This is a genomic window from uncultured Alcanivorax sp., assembly GCF_947258575.1.
In the GTDB taxonomy this organism is placed as follows: Bacteria; Pseudomonadota; Gammaproteobacteria; order Pseudomonadales; family Alcanivoracaceae; genus Alcanivorax.
In genome coordinates this window covers 208,608-227,082 of record NZ_CAMYIV010000006.1, presented here as the reverse complement: position 1 = coordinate 227,082, position 18,475 = coordinate 208,608, and the positions used below count along the sequence as shown (strand labels likewise).

Annotated in this window: 24 protein-coding genes and 2 tRNA genes; 10 read left to right on the top strand and 16 right to left on the bottom strand. The window is 59.1% G+C overall.

Annotated features, from left to right (window positions below):
* Positions 1-142: 142 nt before the first annotated feature.
* Positions 143-547, bottom strand: coding sequence for a hypothetical protein (locus Q0Y02_RS07655; protein WP_297766685.1), 405 nt, complete (start codon positions 545-547; stop codon positions 143-145).
* A 575-nt stretch (positions 548-1,122) separates the two neighbouring features.
* Here Q0Y02_RS07655 and Q0Y02_RS07650 point away from each other — a divergent pair.
* Positions 1,123-2,604 carry an AbgT family transporter gene (locus tag Q0Y02_RS07650; RefSeq protein ID WP_297766683.1) on the top strand — a complete coding sequence of 494 codons (1,482 nt, stop codon included), beginning with the start codon at positions 1,123-1,125 and terminating at the stop codon, positions 2,602-2,604.
* Positions 2,605-2,763: 159 nt separating this feature from the next.
* On the opposite strand, the gene Q0Y02_RS07645 is transcribed toward Q0Y02_RS07650, so the two are convergent.
* The 7 genes from Q0Y02_RS07645 to Q0Y02_RS07615 all read right to left on the bottom strand — a co-directional run bounded on the left by Q0Y02_RS07645 (position 2,764) and on the right by Q0Y02_RS07615 (position 6,774).
* The gene (locus Q0Y02_RS07645; RefSeq protein WP_297766681.1) at positions 2,764-3,132 is read right to left on the bottom strand and encodes a DUF4870 domain-containing protein; all 369 of its coding nucleotides are present in this window, start codon (positions 3,130-3,132) and stop codon (positions 2,764-2,766) included.
* A gap of 39 nt (positions 3,133-3,171) precedes the next feature.
* Positions 3,172-4,011, bottom strand: coding sequence for an NADPH-dependent 7-cyano-7-deazaguanine reductase QueF (gene queF / locus Q0Y02_RS07640; RefSeq protein ID WP_297766679.1), 840 nt, complete (start codon positions 4,009-4,011; stop codon positions 3,172-3,174).
* 55 nt (positions 4,012-4,066) lie between these two features.
* Complete coding sequence (locus Q0Y02_RS07635) at positions 4,067-4,840, bottom strand: ABC transporter permease (protein ID WP_297766677.1); 774 nt, start codon at positions 4,838-4,840, stop codon at positions 4,067-4,069.
* Positions 4,837-5,769, bottom strand: coding sequence for an ABC transporter ATP-binding protein (locus tag Q0Y02_RS07630; RefSeq protein WP_297766676.1), 933 nt, complete (start codon positions 5,767-5,769; stop codon positions 4,837-4,839). Before Q0Y02_RS07630 ends, Q0Y02_RS07635 begins: the two co-directional genes overlap by 4 nt.
* A 44-nt stretch (positions 5,770-5,813) precedes the next feature.
* Positions 5,814-6,485 (bottom strand): histidine phosphatase family protein, encoded by a 672-nt coding sequence (locus Q0Y02_RS07625; RefSeq protein ID WP_297766674.1) that lies wholly within the window; start codon positions 6,483-6,485, stop codon positions 5,814-5,816.
* A gap of 103 nt (positions 6,486-6,588) precedes the next feature.
* Positions 6,589-6,664: transfer RNA gene (locus Q0Y02_RS07620), tRNA-Gly, on the bottom strand.
* Between the two features lie 34 nt (positions 6,665-6,698).
* Positions 6,699-6,774, bottom strand: a tRNA-Glu gene (locus Q0Y02_RS07615).
* A gap of 185 nt (positions 6,775-6,959) precedes the next feature.
* Here Q0Y02_RS07615 and Q0Y02_RS07610 point away from each other — a divergent pair.
* Positions 6,960-7,613, top strand: a complete 654-nt coding sequence (locus tag Q0Y02_RS07610; protein ID WP_297766672.1) for a glutathione S-transferase family protein — start codon at positions 6,960-6,962, stop codon at positions 7,611-7,613.
* 152 nt (positions 7,614-7,765) lie between these two features.
* Here Q0Y02_RS07610 and Q0Y02_RS07605 read toward each other — a convergent pair whose 3' ends face one another.
* The 8 genes from Q0Y02_RS07605 to ccmA all read right to left on the bottom strand — a co-directional run bounded on the left by Q0Y02_RS07605 (position 7,766) and on the right by ccmA (position 14,250).
* Positions 7,766-8,272, bottom strand: a complete 507-nt coding sequence (locus Q0Y02_RS07605) for a GDYXXLXY domain-containing protein (RefSeq protein ID WP_297766670.1) — start codon at positions 8,270-8,272, stop codon at positions 7,766-7,768.
* The gene (locus Q0Y02_RS07600) at positions 8,269-9,585 is read right to left on the bottom strand and encodes a DUF2157 domain-containing protein (protein WP_297766668.1); all 1,317 of its coding nucleotides are present in this window, start codon (positions 9,583-9,585) and stop codon (positions 8,269-8,271) included. Before Q0Y02_RS07600 ends, Q0Y02_RS07605 begins: the two co-directional genes overlap by 4 nt.
* Positions 9,586-9,905: 320 nt before the next feature.
* On the bottom strand, positions 9,906-11,393 hold the full coding sequence (locus Q0Y02_RS07595; RefSeq protein ID WP_297766666.1) for a RimK family protein: 1,488 nt from the start codon (positions 11,391-11,393) through the stop codon (positions 9,906-9,908).
* 235 nt (positions 11,394-11,628) lie between these two features.
* Positions 11,629-12,084, bottom strand: a complete 456-nt coding sequence (gene ccmE / locus Q0Y02_RS07590) for a cytochrome c maturation protein CcmE (RefSeq protein ID WP_297766664.1) — start codon at positions 12,082-12,084, stop codon at positions 11,629-11,631.
* Positions 12,081-12,269 carry a heme exporter protein CcmD gene (ccmD, locus tag Q0Y02_RS07585; RefSeq protein WP_035246784.1) on the bottom strand — a complete coding sequence of 63 codons (189 nt, stop codon included), beginning with the start codon at positions 12,267-12,269 and terminating at the stop codon, positions 12,081-12,083. Before ccmD ends, ccmE begins: the two co-directional genes overlap by 4 nt.
* A complete protein-coding gene (gene ccmC / locus Q0Y02_RS07580; RefSeq protein ID WP_297766661.1) occupies positions 12,269-13,027 on the bottom strand; it encodes a heme ABC transporter permease CcmC in 759 nt (252 codons plus the stop codon). The genes ccmD and ccmC overlap by 1 nt, the downstream gene beginning before the upstream one ends.
* Positions 13,028-13,696 carry a heme exporter protein CcmB gene (ccmB, locus tag Q0Y02_RS07575; protein WP_035246779.1) on the bottom strand — a complete coding sequence of 223 codons (669 nt, stop codon included), beginning with the start codon at positions 13,694-13,696 and terminating at the stop codon, positions 13,028-13,030.
* Positions 13,693-14,250, bottom strand: coding sequence for a cytochrome c biogenesis heme-transporting ATPase CcmA (gene ccmA, locus Q0Y02_RS07570; RefSeq protein ID WP_297766722.1), 558 nt, complete (start codon positions 14,248-14,250; stop codon positions 13,693-13,695). Before ccmA ends, ccmB begins: the two co-directional genes overlap by 4 nt.
* Positions 14,251-14,408: 158 nt before the next feature.
* Between ccmA and Q0Y02_RS07565 the strand changes: the two genes are divergently transcribed.
* From Q0Y02_RS07565 to Q0Y02_RS07530, 8 genes are all read left to right on the top strand, one after another.
* A complete protein-coding gene (locus Q0Y02_RS07565; RefSeq protein WP_297766658.1) occupies positions 14,409-14,960 on the top strand; it encodes a lipocalin family protein in 552 nt (183 codons plus the stop codon).
* A gap of 3 nt (positions 14,961-14,963) precedes the next feature.
* Positions 14,964-15,377, top strand: a complete 414-nt coding sequence (locus Q0Y02_RS07560) for a DUF4279 domain-containing protein (protein WP_297766657.1) — start codon at positions 14,964-14,966, stop codon at positions 15,375-15,377.
* The gene (locus Q0Y02_RS07555) at positions 15,361-15,834 is read left to right on the top strand and encodes a CYTH domain-containing protein (RefSeq protein ID WP_297766655.1); all 474 of its coding nucleotides are present in this window, start codon (positions 15,361-15,363) and stop codon (positions 15,832-15,834) included. Before Q0Y02_RS07560 ends, Q0Y02_RS07555 begins: the two co-directional genes overlap by 17 nt.
* A complete protein-coding gene (locus Q0Y02_RS07550) occupies positions 15,827-15,997 on the top strand; it encodes a hypothetical protein (protein WP_297766654.1) in 171 nt (56 codons plus the stop codon). Before Q0Y02_RS07555 ends, Q0Y02_RS07550 begins: the two co-directional genes overlap by 8 nt.
* A gap of 75 nt (positions 15,998-16,072) precedes the next feature.
* Complete coding sequence (locus tag Q0Y02_RS07545; RefSeq protein ID WP_297766653.1) at positions 16,073-16,918, top strand: CHAD domain-containing protein; 846 nt, start codon at positions 16,073-16,075, stop codon at positions 16,916-16,918.
* Between the two features lie 147 nt (positions 16,919-17,065).
* Positions 17,066-17,383 carry a multidrug efflux SMR transporter gene (locus Q0Y02_RS07540; protein ID WP_297766652.1) on the top strand — a complete coding sequence of 106 codons (318 nt, stop codon included), beginning with the start codon at positions 17,066-17,068 and terminating at the stop codon, positions 17,381-17,383.
* Between the two features lie 101 nt (positions 17,384-17,484).
* A complete protein-coding gene (locus Q0Y02_RS07535; RefSeq protein ID WP_297766650.1) occupies positions 17,485-17,949 on the top strand; it encodes a DUF1456 family protein in 465 nt (154 codons plus the stop codon).
* A gap of 71 nt (positions 17,950-18,020) precedes the next feature.
* Positions 18,021-18,407, top strand: coding sequence for a DUF6713 family protein (locus tag Q0Y02_RS07530; RefSeq protein ID WP_297766649.1), 387 nt, complete (start codon positions 18,021-18,023; stop codon positions 18,405-18,407).
* Positions 18,408-18,475 lie beyond the last annotated feature (68 nt).

Sequence of the window (18,475 nt, the reverse complement as noted above, 5' to 3'; positions counted from 1 at the left end):
CCGGACAGGCGGCCAAAAAAGCGAGGCCAAGGGATGGCCTCGCAAGGTTTGGACGCAGTCAGGTGTTGTATATGAGCACGGGTGCGCATATGCAACGCTGTGAACCGTATCACATTAGACAATAATGTGAACCGTGTTCACGCTATGATTTGACTGGCAATTTATGAAAAGCCTTCAGGAATGACTTCTTATCCTGGTCAAAGCGCACGTGCTCTGGGTGGTTAAGGCGGCGGCACCTAGATTCAAACGCAGGGGCGACATAGCCCCAGTTGGAGTTTCTGGCGAAGTACACGACACAGTCGATGTTGTTACTCCACTGGCAGGGAACCTTGTGATCTCCACCAGAGGCTTCAACAGTTTTGACCTGGATTCGGTAAAAATTGGGGCCGTCTGAAATCAGGATATCTGTCTGGTGGCCATGATCGAGCAGTGGCTGGAAGACCTGCCAACCATCGTTCATAAGCCACGAGGCTACGGTGATTTCGAATGAAGTGTTCTTAAGGGCTTGGTGGGTGCCAGAGAGGGTCTGGGTGGTTCTAGAGGGCATTTTAGCTCCATAAGCGAGAGGTTTAGTGAGATTGGCTGGATAGACAGTTCATCTGATCACCAGCAATCCGAAGCATCTCGCTCACGGAAACGACATCCTCAAACCAGAGAAATGTCGGCTTGATCGATCTGACCAAGCAGGAATTAGACTAATGCAGGTAACAAACGAAGTCGACAAAGTGTCGAAAACAAAGCTAAGGATAGCGGTTTATAGTGGCTTGGGACTGCATGGCGGGCCAGTGATTGAGGGGCTTTGGTGCGAATAGCGACACAATGAGGAACGCCAAAATAGGGTTCGAATCCCTCCCCCACCGCCAAATTTAAAAAAGCCCCGCAATGCGGGGCTTTTTTGTGGGCGCCATGAGGGAGTTAACCCTCACATCGCTATGGCGATATTTCCCCGCAAAATCGCTAACGACGAATATGCCTTCCGTAGGAGCCATGCTTGCATGGCGAAGGGGGGGGTGGAAGGTTCGCCATGCAAGCATAGCTCCTACGAAACACTCCTCTCGATCACCCTTGTTCCTGCTACCTGCTCCTCGCTAAAGTAATCCGATTGCAACTAGGGGGCACACCATGACCAACACCACCGGCTGGCTGGGCCGACTGGAAATTCTGGGCAACAAACTGCCCCACCCCACCATGCTGTTTGTCTGGCTGTGCCTGTTGCTGCTTCCCCTGACCGCAGTACTGGGAGCGCTGGAGCTTTCTACCCTGCATCCACTCAGCGACGAGACGGTGACGGTGCGCTCGCTGGTGGACGGGGACGGCATCCGCTATCTGTTCACCTCGCTGGTGGGCAACTTCACCGGGTTTGCGCCACTGGGCATTGTGCTGGTGGCCATGCTGGGCCTGGGTGTGGCGGAGCAGTCAGGGCTGTTGTCGGTGAGTCTGGCCAGTCTGGTACGCCGGGCCTCCGGGCGCACCCTGGTGATCACGGTAGCCTTTGCCGGCGTCCTCTCCAGCCTTACCGTGGATGCCGGCTATGTGGTGCTGATCCCGTTGGCCGGACTGGTGTTTCAGCTCGCCGGCCGTTCCCCCATCGCCGGCATTGCCACCGCCTTTGCGGCGGTATCCGGCGGCTTCAGCGCCAACCTGCTGGTGGGCCCGGTGGATGCCACCCTGGCCGGCCTGTCCACGGAAGCGGCCCGTATTGTGGACCCGAGCCGCACCGTGGATGCCACCGGGAATTACTGGTTCATTATTGTCTCTACCTTTTTGGTCACCGCGCTGGTGACTCTGGTGACTCAACGCATCACCGAGCCCAGATTGGCCAACCGGCCGGCTTACCAGTCCACCTCCCCCGAGGTACCGACCAGCCATGCCCGCGCCATGACATGGACGCTGGTCACACTGCTGTTCATGCTGGCGGCTATCGCCTTGCTGGTGGTTCCGGACGGTGCGCCCCTGCGTCACCAGGACACCGGCGGCGTGTTGGGCTCGCCGTTTATTCATGGACTGGTGGTGATCGTGGCGCTGATCGCCGGAATCTGTGGCGCGGTGTACGGGCGGGTCAGCGGCCAGTTCCGCAATGCCGGTGATATCATCACCGCCATGGAAACCACCATGGCCTCCATGGCCGGTTACCTGGTGCTGATGTTCTTCGCCGCCCAGTTCGTGGCCTGGTTCAACTACAGCCAGCTGGGCTTGCTGCTGGCCATCGAGGGCGCCGCCTGGCTGGGCAGCCTGACACTGCCCGACGTGGTGCTGTTACTGCTGTTCCTGCTGCTCACCACCCTGATCAATCTGTTGATCGGCAGTGCCTCGGCCAAATGGTCCATCCTGGCACCCATCTTCGTTCCCATGCTGATGCTGCTGGGCATCTCTCCGGAAGCCACCCAGGCGGCCTACCGGGTGGGCGATTCCAGCACCAACATCATCACCCCGCTGATGCCCTATTTCGTACTGGTACTGGGCTTCGCCCGCCGCTACCAGCCAGACACCGGCATCGGCACCCTGATCGCCCTGATGCTGCCCTATAGCCTGACGTTGTTGTTGGGGTGGTCGGTATTGCTGGGGGTGTGGATCGGGTTTGGCTGGCCGTTGGGGCCGGGGTAAATCAGTTGAAAGTTAAAAGTTCAAAGTTGAAACGCCCCGAAACGCTTCTACATTGAAAATCAAAGAGGCCGCGCCCATACCATGGACGCGGCCTCCAGAAGTTCGTGCAGCCTGAAACACAGGACCTCGTTTGAACTTTCAACTTTTAACTTTCAACTGCTATTTAATCAACCGAATGGTCAGCGGATAACGATAGCGCTCACCGCCATTGGCTTTCACCGCAGCGATGATGGTCATCACCAACCAGAAGATGCCGATGATCGGTAGCAGAAGACCGCCAATGACCACGAACATCAACAGGAAGGCGATAAAGCCGGCAATGGAGATGGTGATGTTGAAGTTCAATGCTTCCTTGCCCTGATCATCCACAAAGCTGCTTTGATCTTTCTTTACCAGCCACATGATCAGTGGCCCCAATATATTGCCGAATGGCACCACCAGGCCCGCCAGTGCCAGCAAGTGGCAGGCAAGGCCCAGGCTGCGTTCTTCCTGTTTGGGTTCACCCTGGGTCTGTTCCAGATCGGACATTGTTCGCTCCTTGATAACGATGTTGGCTTGGTGATGTTGTTACTGACGGATGGTGCGTCGGTTCGGTAACGGCTGCTCACTGTTCGAGCGGAACGGGTTGATATCGATGCCACCACGACGGGTGAAGCGCCCGTACACGGTCAGGTGGCGGGGTGAACACTGGCGCATCAGATCCACGAAAATCTGCTCGATGATCTGTTCATGGAAGCCCTGATGATTACGCAGGGACACCACGTAACGCAAAAAACTGGCCGGGCTGATGGCGCGGCCGGTGTAGCGCACCACTACCGTGGCCCAGTCCGGCTGGTTGGTCACCGGGCAGTGGCTACGCAACAGGTGGGAATAGAGCTGGCCGGTCTGTTCGGCACCCTGATCACACAGCAGCAGGTCGGGCCGGTATTCATAGTGCTCGAAACCGATATCGATGTTGTCCACGCACTGGCCGCGATCTTCCCAAACCGGAAAGCCGGCGGATTCTTCCAGGGAATACAGCAACACTTCCATGTTGCCACCCACCGTTTGCGCCACATCCTTTTCAATCGCCGCGCGCACCTGATCCCGGCTTTCAAAACGGGTGTTGGCAAAGGAATTCAGATACAGCTTCAGCGATTTGGATTCCACGATGTTGGGGGTGGAGCAGGGAATGCGCAGCTCACACAGGGCCACTATCGGCTTGCCCTTTTCATTGAGCCAGGACAGCTCGTAGGCATTCCAGATATCGGTGCCGTGGAATGGCAGGCTGGTATCTTCATCACCCAGCTCTTCCAGCTCCAGGGATTCCCGGGCATCCCAGCGCGGCACAGGACACAGCAGCGAGGGCGTATATTCATCCACGTAATCGCTGGATCGTCCCAGCGGTGTTTCCTTCAAGTAGCTCATGGCAACCTCTTGGTACTTCCGTCCTTGGCTTGAACCTTAATCATAATCCGAATGCTCAATGGCGAATACCCGTACCACGCTGCAATAACCACAGCGCCAACAGATAGAACGCCACCACAAATGCCAGGATCGCTCCCAGCGAGGCATAGACATTCACATCACTGACACCCAGCACGCCGTATCGGAAGGCGTTAACCATATAAACGATGGGATTGGCCAGGCTCACCATTCGCCAGAATTCCGGCAACAGGTCGATGGAATAGAACACCCCGCCCAGGTAGGTCAGCGGCGTCAGAATGAAGGTAGGTACAATGGAAATGTCATCAAACTTGTTGGCAAAGATGGCATTGATAAATCCTCCCAGGGCAAACAGGGCCGCAGTCAGTATCACCACGGTGATGGTGATCAGCAGATGCTGCATGGACAGCTGGGTGAAAAACAGACTGAGCAGACTGACGATCAACCCCACCAGCATGCCGCGCACCATACCGCCAACAATAAAGCCGTTGAGAATCACATGCGCCGGCATGGGCGACACCAGCATCTCTTCAATGGAGTGCTGGAACTTGGTGGAAAAGAACGAGCTGACCACATTGCCGTAGCTGTTCTGTATCACGCTCATCATGATCAGGCCGGGCACAATGTACTGCATGTAGTTAAAGCCACCCATCTCACCGATACGACTACCGATAAGATTACCGAAGATCACGAAGTACAGGGTCATGGTGATCGCCGGTGGCAGCAGTGTCTGCGGCCAGATGCGGGTAAAACGACGAATTTCCTTGGTAACGATGGTGAGAAAGGCCACCCACTGTTCGCGTGCACTCATGATGCCTGCTCCCCGGGCAGATTCTGCTCTACCAATCGCACAAACAACTCCTCCAGCCGGTTGGCCTTGTTACGCATACTCATCACTTCAAAGTGCTGTTCCGCCAGCGCCACAAACAATGTATTCAGGCTTTGTGATTTCGGCACGGCCACTTCCAGCGTACGGGAATCTTTCAACCACACCTCGAACCCTTCCAGTACCGGCACCTCGGTGACCGGCCGCGCCAGATCCAGAATGAAGGTTTCCACCTGCAATTTTTCCAGCAGGGATTTCATGTCGGTATTTTCCACAATGATGCCGTGATCAATGATGGCAATGTGGCGACACAGGGATTCCGCTTCTTCCAGATAGTGCGTGGTGAGAATGATCGTCTTGCCCTCGCCGTTGATACGGGTGAGAAAATCCCACATGGAACGGCGCAGTTCGATATCCACCCCGGCGGTGGGCTCATCGAGAATCAACAGCTCAGGCTCATGCACCAGCGCCCGGGCAATCATCAGCCGACGCTTCATGCCACCGGACAGAGTCCGCGACTGCTTGTCGCGCTTTTCCCACAGGCCCAGCTGGCGCAGGTATTTTTCCGCCCGCTCCCGTGCCAGGGGCACAGGGATGCCATAGAAACCCGCCTGAGTGACGACAATGTCGAACACCTTTTCAAACTGGTTGAAGTTGAATTCCTGGGGCACCACACCAATTTTCATCTTGGCCAGGGCACGCTGGGTATCCAGGGAATGGCCAAAGATGCTCACCTCCCCCGCGGTCTTGTTCACCAGGGAACTGATCACACCAATGGTGGTGGACTTGCCTGCCCCGTTGGGGCCCAGCAGGGCAAAGAAATCGCCCTTCTCCACTTGCAGATCAATGCCCTTGAGCGCATACACGCCATTGGCATAGGTCTTGGTCAGATTACGAATCGTCAGAGCAGACAAGGATCACCTCGCCAAAATAGTCGAATGGATGATGAAGAGAGGGATCAGTGATCCAGAACCCGGTGGCCATGTTCACCGCGCCAGACCCAGTGCATCTGCCCGCCGCTGAACCACACCCACAGCCCTTCCATCATCCAGGGCCAGTCTTCTTCGCTGATACGTCGACGGCCATGCAGCTCGGCCACCAGCACCGCCAGGATAGTGTCATGGGTGACGTGAACATTGAGATGGCCACTGGCTGGTTCACGGGCCTTGAGGTAAGCCGCCAGCTTGGAGCGGCCTTCCGCCGGTGACAGCATTCCCTCAAACGGCTCTTGAAGGTGCCGATTGAGAAACCGGAAGGCACCCATTTTCAGGAAGGTAGGCCCCACCTGATTCAGGTCTTCCACATAGCACCCGGGCTCCACCAGGGTGGTATCTGTGGTCACCTCGGGGATATCCGCTATCAGTCCGGCCTTGCGGGCCCCTTCCGCCATGGCGATGGCGGTATTCACGCAACGCCCCACCGGGCTGGAATAAAACGCCTCCACCGGCCGCGCCAGTTGCGTACCCCACTCACGGGCCATCTCGATCCCTTCCGGGGTCAGCGGCAGCCGATAATCGGCAAAGCCGTTCTTGGCCAGCTCACGCACGGAATGACGCGTCAGCAGATGGACAGGCTTGTCCTTCGGCAACAGGTTAAGGGCTTCCAGCAATCGGGGGTGTAGGCGGGCCATAGTCTCTTCGCTTTCAGTCAACCTCTAGTGTACGAACGGTCAGGGTGAAAGCAAATAAACAGGCCGGAAACGACGAAGGGACCCGAAAGGGTCCCTTCTGATTTGGAGCGGGAAACGAGATTCGAACTCGCGACCCCGACCTTGGCAAGGTCGTGCTCTACCAACTGAGCTATTCCCGCTTAACTTTTTGCCAGCTAACTACCAGCGAATTAGTGGCGTCCCCTAGGGGAGTCGAACCCCTGTTACCGCCGTGAAAGGGCGGTGTCCTGGGCCACTAGACGAAGGGGACCCGGGCTTGACGTGGTACGTCAAAGCGGCGCGTAGAATAGGTATCTGATCGGCCAGCGTCAAGGAAAAATTTTGGCTTGGTCCGTCATTGACCCGAAAAACCTGTGCTGCTCTGATATTAGCGCGCTATAGCGGCGAAACTTTCGCCATGCTGTTGAAAAAACAACCATTTACCGGGAGAGACGCATGACCATCAAACTGTACGGAGCCGCCCTGTCGCCCTTCGTTCGCAAGACCCGTGTGGTCCTGGCACTGAAAGGTGTGGACTATGAGGCCGTACATATCGACCCCAACAACCCGCCGGAAGGCTACGAGAAAATCAGCCCCATGAAGCGCATTCCGGCCCTGGAAGTGGACGGCCAGTACCTGGCGGATTCCGCCGCCATCTGCGCCTACCTGGAAAAGGTCTACCCGGAACCGGCCCTCTACCCCACCGATCCCCTCGAACTGGGCCGGGCCATCTGGTTCCAGCGTTACGTGGATTATGACCTGGCCATGCGCTGTACCTTCGCGGTGTTCCGCAACCGAGTGGTCATGCGCCTGATCGGCAAGGAATGCGATGAAGAGAAGGTACAGCACGCCCTGACAAACACCATTCCGCCCCTGTTCGCCTACCTGGACAAGGAACTGGAAGGCCGGGAATTCCTGGTCGGCGACAGCATGAGCGTGGCCGACATCAGCCTGGCCAGCCAGCTGGTCAACTTCAAACATGGCGGCGAAAGCATCGACCCGAGCAAATACCCCAACCTGGCCGCCCACACCGAGCGCATGCACGCCCTGGAACCCTTTGCCAAGAGCATTGAGAAGGAGTCCGGGTTTATTCAGAAAGTGATGGGGTGAATGAGGCAGTGAATAGTTAACAGTGAACAGTTAATAGCGACGCGCTCAAGCCTGTCGCCATTAACAATCAATGAGGCCGCGCCCATACCATGGACGCGGCCTCTCACATTCCAGGTCACACCCACCCAGCCACGCGCGCTGTTAACTGTTCACTATTCACTGTTAACTGCCTCCGTCTCCACCTCTACCAACGCCGCCCGCCCATTCGGTGCCACCTTCACCACCGCCACAGCGCCATCGCGTAATTCCCGCTCCAGTTGCAGTGCCTGTTCCTTTGGGGCGAACAAGGCTTCGATACCGAACGTCACCCGGCTGGTGCCGCCCCAGGGCGAGCCGGTGACTCTGCCGCGCAGGTAGATGCCCTGCTCCGGGGGCTGGTGAGCGGGAGTCTGGCCGCGCCAAAGCTCGCCGTCCTGTTCCAGCGGCAGGTAGATCTCATCGCCGGGGCGAAAGCCCGCCGTGGGCAGGGTGCTGAAGTCATAGCCCAGGCGGGCATAGTTGCCGCGGAACAGATCCCGCGGGTCCACCGGGCGGGTTTCCAGGCGAATTTCCTTGCCCAGCCATAGCGGGTAGAAACCATTGACGAATACCCCGGCGAGAATCGCCACCTGCAGGGTAAGTGCGGCCAGCAAGGCCAGACCTAGAGTGCGCTGCTTCATGCCTGCCCCTCCCCGGATGCCTGCCCCGCAAGGCGTTGCTGGCGACGCCAATAGCGCGCCGCGCCGTAAAGCACCGCCGCCGCCACCAGGAACATGGCCGCCGCGCCCAGGTAATCACCGAACAGGTCCAGATAGCGCATCACCGCCAGCACCAGTACCAGGGCAATGCCGCTGTAGAAGAACTGGCTGAGGCCTCGCCGCAAACCCTCCTGAATCAGCACAATGGCCGACAGCAACGCCAGCAGGTTGACCGCCACCGCAAACAAAGCGGCGTCATCGCGGCTCAACAGGCCATGAATGCCCAGCATGGCAAACGGCAACAGCATTACCAGCAACCGCCCACCAGTCTGCCCCAGCCGCCGGAACACCAACAGTGATGACGCCAGCAAGGCGGCCAGCAGCCCCAGCCACAACCCCGGGTCCGTCAAACCGGCCTGTTCATGCAGGTAGCCTTCGGAAAATGCGCTGAAAGTGAACGGTAGCAACAGCAGCAGATAGCCCCGCAGGGTCCATAGTCCGATCAGACTGCCGGCACGTTGCCAGTGCAATGCGCTACGACTGCCCAGCCAGCACACCAGCGCATAGAGCAAGGCCAGCAGGCCCAGATTCAGGGTCAGATGACCGGCCTCGAAATCCGGGCCACGGGGGTAGCCATAGGCCCAGCCCAGCAACAGATTCAGCCAGCTCACCCCCACCGCCGCCAGCACCAGCATCAGCCCGGCGGACCGGGCCTGCACCGCCACGGTCAGCCCCACCGCCATAAACAGTGCCATGGCCCAGGGCGGCGCAAACTGCCCTTCGGCGAACAGCCAGAGCATGGCCACCGCCAGCATCAGCAAGGCGATCACCCGGCTGCGTACCAGCCAGGCCATGGGCGCCACGCCCAGCGCCCAATAAAACAGACCGTCGGGAAAGTGTTCGCCCAGGTGATAGATCTGCGCGATCAGCATGATGGAAGCACCGTAGCTGATGCTGCCGAGAAACAGCCAGCCAATGCCTTCACGGCGCTGCAGGTATTGATAGATCCCCACCCCGTTCAACGCCACGGTGGTGGCAATCAGTCCCAGCATTCGCACCGCCCGGGGAATCGCCTCCCAGTTGGCCGACACCAGTAACAGGATAGCCATGCCGACAAATAACAAGGCCACGGTCACCAGCACCTTGTAGGCCAGTGAGCTGTCCGAATCGTCGTCCAGACGGGTGCCGTAGCGAGCCAGGATCCGGTTGCCCTGGTCTTCACTGATATCGCCGTCATCCACCCACTGGCGACATTCGCTGCGCAGCTCGCGACGCAATAAACCGAGAAGTTGCATGCAGAGTCCCTTGTGCTTTTCTTCGATCAGACCTGACGAGGTGGCGAAAGGCAACGCCAGGGTGTTGCGAGAAATGAGCCAAGCCGTTCAATAGCGGCCCCTGTAGGAGCACCTCTTGAGGTGCGAACCGCGCTTGCGCGGAAATCGCCCGGAGGGCGATCAGGAATATCAGGTCTCGACAGGTTCCAGAAAGAATCTCGGACAACCTGGATTTCTGTTGCCTCGCTACGCGAGGTTCGCACCTCAAGAGGTGCTCCTACATTACTCCTCGCCAATACCCGAATCGTGCCGCCAGCGACGCTCCTACGGAAAGGGCTGGGTCACACCGGCAGGCCGATGCGCTTGGCTTCCATGCGGCGCAGGAACTCCAGCATCACCTGACGGTAGAGGTCCTCACCCAGCCAGGCGTCTTCCACCCCGGCATCGATGTTCGGGTTGTCGTTCACCTCGATCACCACCACCTGATCACCGGACTGTTTCAGGTCCACGCCATAGAGGCCATTACCCATCAGCTTGGCGGCCTTGAGCGCAGCCTTCAGCACCTTGGGCGGCACTTCCTGTACCGGCAGGGTGCGGCTGTTGCCGGATTCGGTCTTGCCGCCGCTCTGGTGGTGATAGATCTGCCAATGCCCCTTGCTCATGAAGTACTGGCAGGCAAACAGCGGCCGGTTGTTGAGCACGCCGATGCGCCAGTCGTAATCCGTGTACATGAAGGCCTGGGCCAGTACCACCGACGACTGCTTCAGATAATCACGCAGGCTGGCGGCCAGCTCTTCGCGGGTCTTCACCTTGCTGATACCACGGGAAAAACTGCCGTCGGGAATCTTCAGCACCATGGGCAGTTTCAGTTCTTCGATCAGCCGGTCGATCTGCTCGTCGTCATCGCTGAACACAAAGGCGGTGGGTGGCACCGGCACCCCATTGGCCTGCATCAACTCCGCCAGGTAGATCTTGTTGGTGCAGCGCAGGATCGAGCCCGGGTCATCCATCACCACCATGCCCTCCTGCTCCGCCTTGCGGGCGAATTGATAGGTATGGTGATCCAGCGCCGTGGTCTCGCGGATAAACAGGCCGTCGTATTCTCCCAGGCGGGTATAGGCATCACGACCAATCTGGTCCACGCGAATACCCAGCTGGCGACCGGCACGGATAAACCGTTTCAGCGCCGCCTTGTCACTGGGCGGCAGCACCTCTTCCTCATTGACCAGCATGGCCAGCTCGTAGCGATCGCTGCGGCGACGGCGCGGGTTGCGCCAGACACGAGCATTGAACTGCTCCAGAGACTGGGCAAAGGCATCTTCTTCCGCGCCTTTCAGCTGCTTCAGGGCCAGCGGTTTCAACGCTTCGATGGTCCACTGCTCACGGCGACGAAAATCCACCTTCAACAACGGGCAAGGCAACTGATCGAAAATCTGCCGACCCAGATCGGCCAGGCCTTCCTGGGTGGTATGGCCGAAGTACAGCATCAGCGAGAAGTGATCACTGCCACTGCCCTTGCGCTTCATGGCCTTGTCCAGCGCCGCCTCGAACTGGCCGAAATGCAGGCCGTAGAGTGCCTTGCGGCTCAGGTCATTCACCGTGCGCACGGATGGCAGCACCCGCTGCCCACGGGCTTCCGCCAGCAGGGAGCAGTAATAGCCCGGGCTCAGGTATTTATAGCTGCGGCACAGGTTGATCACCTGCACTTTCTTGTCGGTACAGACCGATTGCTGTGCCTGCAAATACTCCCGGGCAGAGAGCAGATGGCGGGCGGGATAGTAGGCGGCCCAGTCTGCGGGGTCGTCGACCAGAATAATGACCTGACTCATGAAAAGCCCTGAAAAAGGGAGGCACCGGAGGTGGCGCCGATAACCGCGAATGTAGGGCCAGAGAGGGAGAGGTAGCAAGCGGTTTTATTCAGTTAACAGTGAATAGTGAACAGTTAGCAGCGGCGCGGTCCAGCTCCTGTTCAGCCACAAGCAAAGAGGCCGCGTCCATGGCATGGGCGCGGCCTCTCATCTTGCAAAGCAGGACCAGGCCCACTCGCGAACTGTTCACTGTTAACTATTCACTGTTAACTGCCTTCGCCCCCGGATGCCCGGCCTTTTCCAGCGCATCCTGCACTTCCGGTGGCATGTAGGTTTCATCGTGCTTGGCCAGCACTTCCTCGGCTTCAAAACGGTTGGTGCTGATCAGGGTGCCATTGGCGACGATGCCCTGCCCTTCGCGGAACAGGTCCGGCAGGATGCCCTGGTAGTGCACGGTAAAGCTGCCCTTGCCGTCGGTGAGCACGAACTGCACGTCCAGGGTCTGCTGGTCGCGTACCACACTGCCCTCTTCCACCAGGCCGCCCACGCGCATCTGGGTATCCAGCGGGGCCTCACCGGCCATCACCTGCTGGGGAGTGAAGAACAGATTGATGTTCTGGCGCAGGGCGTAAAACATCAGCCCGCAGGCGATGGCCAGGCCCACCAGAATCGAAATCACCAGGATCAGTCGCTGCTTGCGTACGGCGTTCATTGTTCAGAATCTCCCAGAGTGTCACGGCGCTGTTGCCGTGCCAGACGTTGACGCACCTGTCCCTGAGCGCGAATCGCCAACGCCATGTTGGCGATAATCAGAAGCGCGCTGACTCCATAGGCGCTCCAGACATAAAACCCGTGTTTTCCCATGGCCAGGAAGTCGGCAAAGCTTTCAAAAGCCATCAGCGATTGTCCTCCTTCACCAGTTTGTTCACCCACTTGCTGCGTCGTTCCCGCCAGATGACTTCGGTGCGCGCACGCAGCAACACATTGACCGCATACAGCAACCACAGCCCCAACATGCTCAACAGCAGCGGATACTTCATGGCCGGATCGATGGTGGATTCCCCGAACATCTTCAGGGTGGAACCCTGATGCAGGGTCTGCACCCATTCCACGGAATATTTAACGATCACCACATTGATCACTCCCACCATGGCCAGCAGGCCAGCGGCACGAGCGGCCTGGCGAGGATCACGGATCACCGCCTGCAGGGCAATCACCCCCACATACATGAACAGCAGGATCAGCATGGAAGTCATGCGCGCATCCCACTGCCAATAGGTGCCCCAGGTGGGCTTTCCCCACAGGGCGCCGGTGACCAGGGAAATGGCCGCCAGCGCCGCACCGAAGGGGGCGATAGCCTTGAGCATCACTTCCGCCATCTTCATGCGCCAGACCACCGCCACCAGGCCGGACACGCCCAGGGCCATGTAGCCCATCAGCGCACCGCTGGATGCGGGCACATGGATAAAGATGATCCGGTAGCTGTTGCCCTGTTGGTAATCACTGGGGGCAAACGCCAGCCCCCACACCAGGCCGGCAGCCAGTGTCAGCACGGCAATGGGCACCAGCCAGGGCAATACCCGGGAGCTGAAGGTGTAGAAATAACGCGGTGACCCCAGCATGTGGTACCAGCGCTTCAATGTTTGCCAAACCATTTAATTACCCGAACTGATTTTGAGACCGGCGCTCACCGCCAGCGGTCCCAGACTGATCGTTAATGCCAGCAAGGCACCCAGAATCGCCAGAATGCCATCCACATTGGCGCCACCGGCCGCCGCACTCACCGCCCCGGCGCCAAAAATCAGCACCGGGATATACAGCGGCAGCACCAGCACGGCGAGCAGGATACCACCTCGGTTGAGCCCCACCGTGAGCGCCGCGCCAATGGCACCGACTATGGTCAGCGCCGGGGTGCCCAGCAGCAGGCTCAACATCACTGTCCCCAGGGCCGCATCCGGCAGCTGCAGCATGTGCCCCAACAGCGGCGAAATCAGCACCAGCGGCAGACCGGTCAGCAGCCAGTGGGCCAGCAATTTGGCCAGCACCGGCACCACCGGCATCACCGGCGCGGTAAGCAGCATGTCCAGCACACCGCTTTCCTGGTCCCGGCGGAACAGACCATCCAGCGACAGCATCACTGCCAACAGGGCCGCCACCCAGAGTACGCCCGGTGCCACTGTGGCCAGCAATTCCGGTTTCGGAGAGATTGCCAGCGGAAACAGGCTGATCACCATGACGAAGAAAAACAGCGGATTGATGATCTCCGCCGGGCTACGCCACAGCACCAGCAATTCCCGACCCAGCGCTGCACGAAAGGCATTCATGACAGCACCTCGGCACGGCCATTCTCCAGATGCAGACGCTGCACCCCCTCGCCAACCCGGTGGTGAGAGGTATAAATCACCAGGGAGCCGGCCTCGGCGGCCTGCTGCATCTGCGCGTCCAGTTGCGCCACGCCATCCTGATCGATGGCGGTGTAGGGCTCGTCCAGCACCCACACCGCTTTGCGCTCCAGCCACAACCGCGCCAGGGCAACGCGCCGTTTCTGCCCCGCGGACAGATGCGCTGCCGGCACATCCTCGAAGCCCCGCAACCCCACCGCAGCCAGGGCCGCCATGGGGTCGCCGGCCTGATCACTAAGGGCGCAGGCGTAGCGCAGGTTTTCCAGCGGATTGAGCTCTTCGCGGACACCGGGCTGATGTCCCAGATACAGCAGGTCCTGCTGCCACTGGGGCTTCCACCAGCGGCGCTCGCCCTCGAAGAAACCATGCAGCCCCACCAGAATCCGCAACAGGGTGGTCTTGCCGGCGCCATTGGCACCGGTAATCTGCCAGATTTCCCCGGCGCGGGCGGTCAGGCTCAGGCCACTGAACAGCATGCGATCGTCGCGCTCGCAGCCCAGTTGCACAAGCTCCAGTCTGGTGGATGAATCGGACAAAATTGCCTCCATGGAACAGCGCGGCAGTATAGCATGCCCATTCATGTCAGGCTTGATTCAGGCTAGCCTGTCACTCTACCTAATAAGAGGAAATCTCCATGCGCCTGATACCGGGATTTTTTGCCCTGCTGCTTGCCGGCCTGCTCAGCGCCTGCGGCGCAGATAAACCCCTGGCCACCGTCGACCAGGTGGACCTGGAACGCTACAGCGGTACCTGGTATGAAATCGCCCGGCTGCCCCAGTGGTTCCAGCGCGGCTGCTACAATTCCACCGCCAGCTACTCCCTCAATGAGGACGACACCGTACGCGTGGTGAACCGTTGCCAGCGAGAAGGCAAGGAACCCAGCGAGGCGGAAGGCACCGCCCGGGTGGTCCCCGGCTCCGACAACGCCAAACTCAAGGTGCGTTTCGACAGCTGGATCTCCCGGCTGTTGCCCACCATCACCGAGGGCAATTACTGGATCATCGCCCTGGATCAGGACTACCAGACCGTGGTGATCGGCGAACCGAGCCGGGAATACCTGTGGATTCTGGCACGCACCCCAACACTGCCGGATGATCAATATCAAGCTTTGCTGCAGCTGGCCGAGAACAAGGGCTTTCCGGTGGACGAGCTGCAACGTAACCGCGACCTGCAACCGGAACAGTGATCCATGGAACACCATGTCTATTTTGCGGTGTTCGGCTTTGACCATGATCCCCGCCAACTGGATCTGCTGCTAGGACAAAGTGCCGACGACTACTGGCATGAAGGCGAAACCTTCAGCGAGGCCTTCCCCGAAGCCCGCCGCCGGGAAAATCGCTGGATCCTGTCCAGCCAGCTGGATCACACCGCCAGCCACCGGGACCATTTCGAGAAACTGCTCTACAAGCTCAAGCGCCTGGCCCCGCAGCTACAGACACTGGAGCCGGACTACCGTTTCGGTATCGGCGTGTCACACTACTTCGTGATGGACGACCCGGCGTTCTACCTGCCCGCCGAGATTCTCGACGGCTATGAAACCCTGGGCTTTGCCATCACCTTCGATCAACTGGGACTGGACGGCAGCCATGGCACAGGAAATTGAGCGCAAGTTTCTCATCAGGGACGCAGGCATCGTGGATTCACTGGCCGGCGAGCGACTGACTCAGGGCTATCTCAGCCACGACAAGAACGTCACCGTACGCGTTCGCATTGCCGGCACCACCGGCTGGCTGACCATCAAGGGTAAAACCGTGGGCGCCACCCGCAGTGAATTCGAATACCCGGTGCCTGAGGAAGATGCCCGGCAAATGCTGGATGAGCTGTGCAACGCCGGCGTCATCGACAAGACCCGTTACCGCCTGCCCCAGGGCGAGCTGTGCTGGGAAATTGATGTATTTCATGGTGATAACGATGGCCTGATCGTCGCTGAAATCGAGCTGCCCAGTGAAGACACCCCCTTCGACAAACCCGACTGGCTGGGCGAAGAAGTCACCGGTGATCCCCGCTATTACAACAGCGCGCTGAGCAGCACGCCCTTCAACCAGTGGGCCGATGACTGAGCACCGCTTTACCCTCTGGCGCCAGGACGATAACGGCATCCGGGCGAGAGTGGCTGACTACCCGAGTCGCCAGGCAGCAGAACAGGCCCGCCAGCACTATGAAAACCTGGGGCACAAGCAGCTCTACTGGGTGGAAGAAAACCGTCAACGCGACAACGAGTGAATTCGCAGATTGCCCCAGGACATCACGACGTAGTCATAATGTCCCGACAGACTCAGGAGGAGGACGGAGGGAACCATGGACGAGAACACGCTGGTTGCACGGCTATGCCAGCAGGCCATCCACATCAATGAGCAGGCACTGGCGGATCTGCAGCATCAGCCCCTGCCCGCCAACGCCGTGCATGACTGCCGGGTGGCCGTGAAACGGCTGCGTGCACAGTGGCAACTGCTGCGGCCCTGGCTAAGCCGCGACGACCATCGCACCTTTGATCATGGCATCCGCAGTGCCGCCCGGCTGCTGGCCGGCGCCCGGGACAACCACGTCATGGCCGCCACCTTGCAGAAACTGGCCAGCAAAGTTGACAAACCTCAGCGACACTCCCTGAGCCGGGTGGCAAGCACACTGTTCAGCGACCCGGACCCGCAGCCGGAAACCCTCCACCATCAGGAAGCCATCACCGCCTTCGCCCAGGACCAGCAATATTGGCAGTCACTGGCACTGAGCATCAGCGACCATGAGTTGCTGGTCAGTGGTCTGGCGCGCACCTACAAGCAGTGCCGCAATCGCACCATCAAGGCCCAGGGCGGCAGCGATCCAGAGCCCTGGCATGACCTGCGCAAGTGGGTGAAATATCTGCTCTATCAGCAGCAGGCCCTGGCCGATCAGCACATCCACACACCGTGCCACGATGCGGACCTGGAGCGCCTGGGCAAGACCCTGGGCAAACTCCACGACCTGCACATGCTCCGCGAACATGTGCTGACACACAGCCACGCCATCGAGAAAAAGAAGGACCTGACCCATACGCTGGACGCCATTCACGGGCGGGAAAAGCGCTTGCTGAAGAAATGCCAAAGCCACAGCCAGCACCTGTTCCAGACACCCACCAAAAAATGGATTGCCCGGGTAGCCACCCACTGACCGCTCAGGGGAACTTTTCCTTCCTTGCCCACTTCCAAGGGCTTGATACAATCACCAATCCGGTGCCCGAGGACGACCTCGATCACGGCATCCACGGGCAGGCTGTTGAAAAGCCTGCCAGGGGACGACCCCATGCAGGAGTTTCTCATGGCATGGGTACTGGTTATTCTCGCAGGCATTCTCGAATCCGGCTGGGCACTGGGGCTGAAAGCCAGCCACGGCTTCACCCGCCCGCTTCCTTCCCTGTTAACCGTCATCGGCATGGCCGCCAGCTTCTGGCTATTGGCCAAAGCCATGCAGACCCTGCCCGTGGGCACCACCTACGCGGTGTGGACCGGCATGGGCACCATCGGCACCGTGCTGCTGGGGATTGTGCTGTTCCAGGATGCCGTCAACGCGCCGCGTTTGCTGTGCCTGGGGCTGATTCTGGCCGGCATTATCGGGCTGAAAATCTTCAGCCCGTAAGCCCGGCCCCTCTGAAGCGACACAATAGGGGCGTGTCCCGGTTACCGGTTCCCTGTAACATGGCGGCCACGCCCTCTCTTGTCGCTCACTACAGGTTTTCCATGCTCAATAATGACGTTCTGCGCCGCGCTCGCTATATCTTCGACTTTGACGATAACCGCATGATCGGCGTCTTCGCCGAAGCCGGCGAAACCGTGACCCGGGAACAGATCAGCGACTGGCTGAAAAAAGATGACGATCCGGCCTTCCTGAAGTGCAACGATCGCACCCTGGCCATTTTTCTCAACGGCCTGATCAATGCCCTGCGCGGCAAAAAGCCCGGCCCACAACCGGAACCCGAATCCCGCCTGACCAACAACATGATTTTCATGAAGCTGAAAATCGCACTGAACCTGCAGGCCGAGGATGTGCTGGCTGTGCTGGAGCTGGCCAACTTCCGCATGAGCAAACACGAACTGAGCGCCTTCTTCCGCAAGCCCGGCCACAAGCATTACCGGGAATGCAAAGACCAGATCCTGCGCAATTTCCTGGCAGGCTTGCAGGTACAGTTTCGCGACGGCGAATAAACCCTTACCTGAGAGGTAATGGCGTTACCCAACCATAACGGGTTTCATGGCAGTGACACTGGAGACATGCCATGAAACCCGACCTGCCCCAGAGCCTTTTCCTGCTCAACAGCACCGTCCTGCTCACCCATCAGATCGATGCCGCCTACTGGAACGAATGGAACCTCTTCCACTTACCCGGCGGCAACCAACTCAACCTGATACTGAACCTTCCCATCATCGCCCTGGTATTACTGGCCTTCCTGCAAGTCGCCACACACAGCCCCCATCAACGCCTTTGCCATCAGTTCCTGGCTGGCTTGGGACTACTGACGGTGGCGATTCACAGCGGTTTTTTCCTGGCCGGACATCCTGAGTTTCAGCAGCCCATGTCACTACTACTGCTGGCGGCCACGTTGATCTTGTCTCTTACTCAATGGATGACATTGCCACCTGCAAACCACAGCAACCAAACCTGAGGAAAATTGGGCCGCCAGCGACGTTATTCACTTCGCGAACCACTCCGGGCCGAACGTTTCTAATGTAG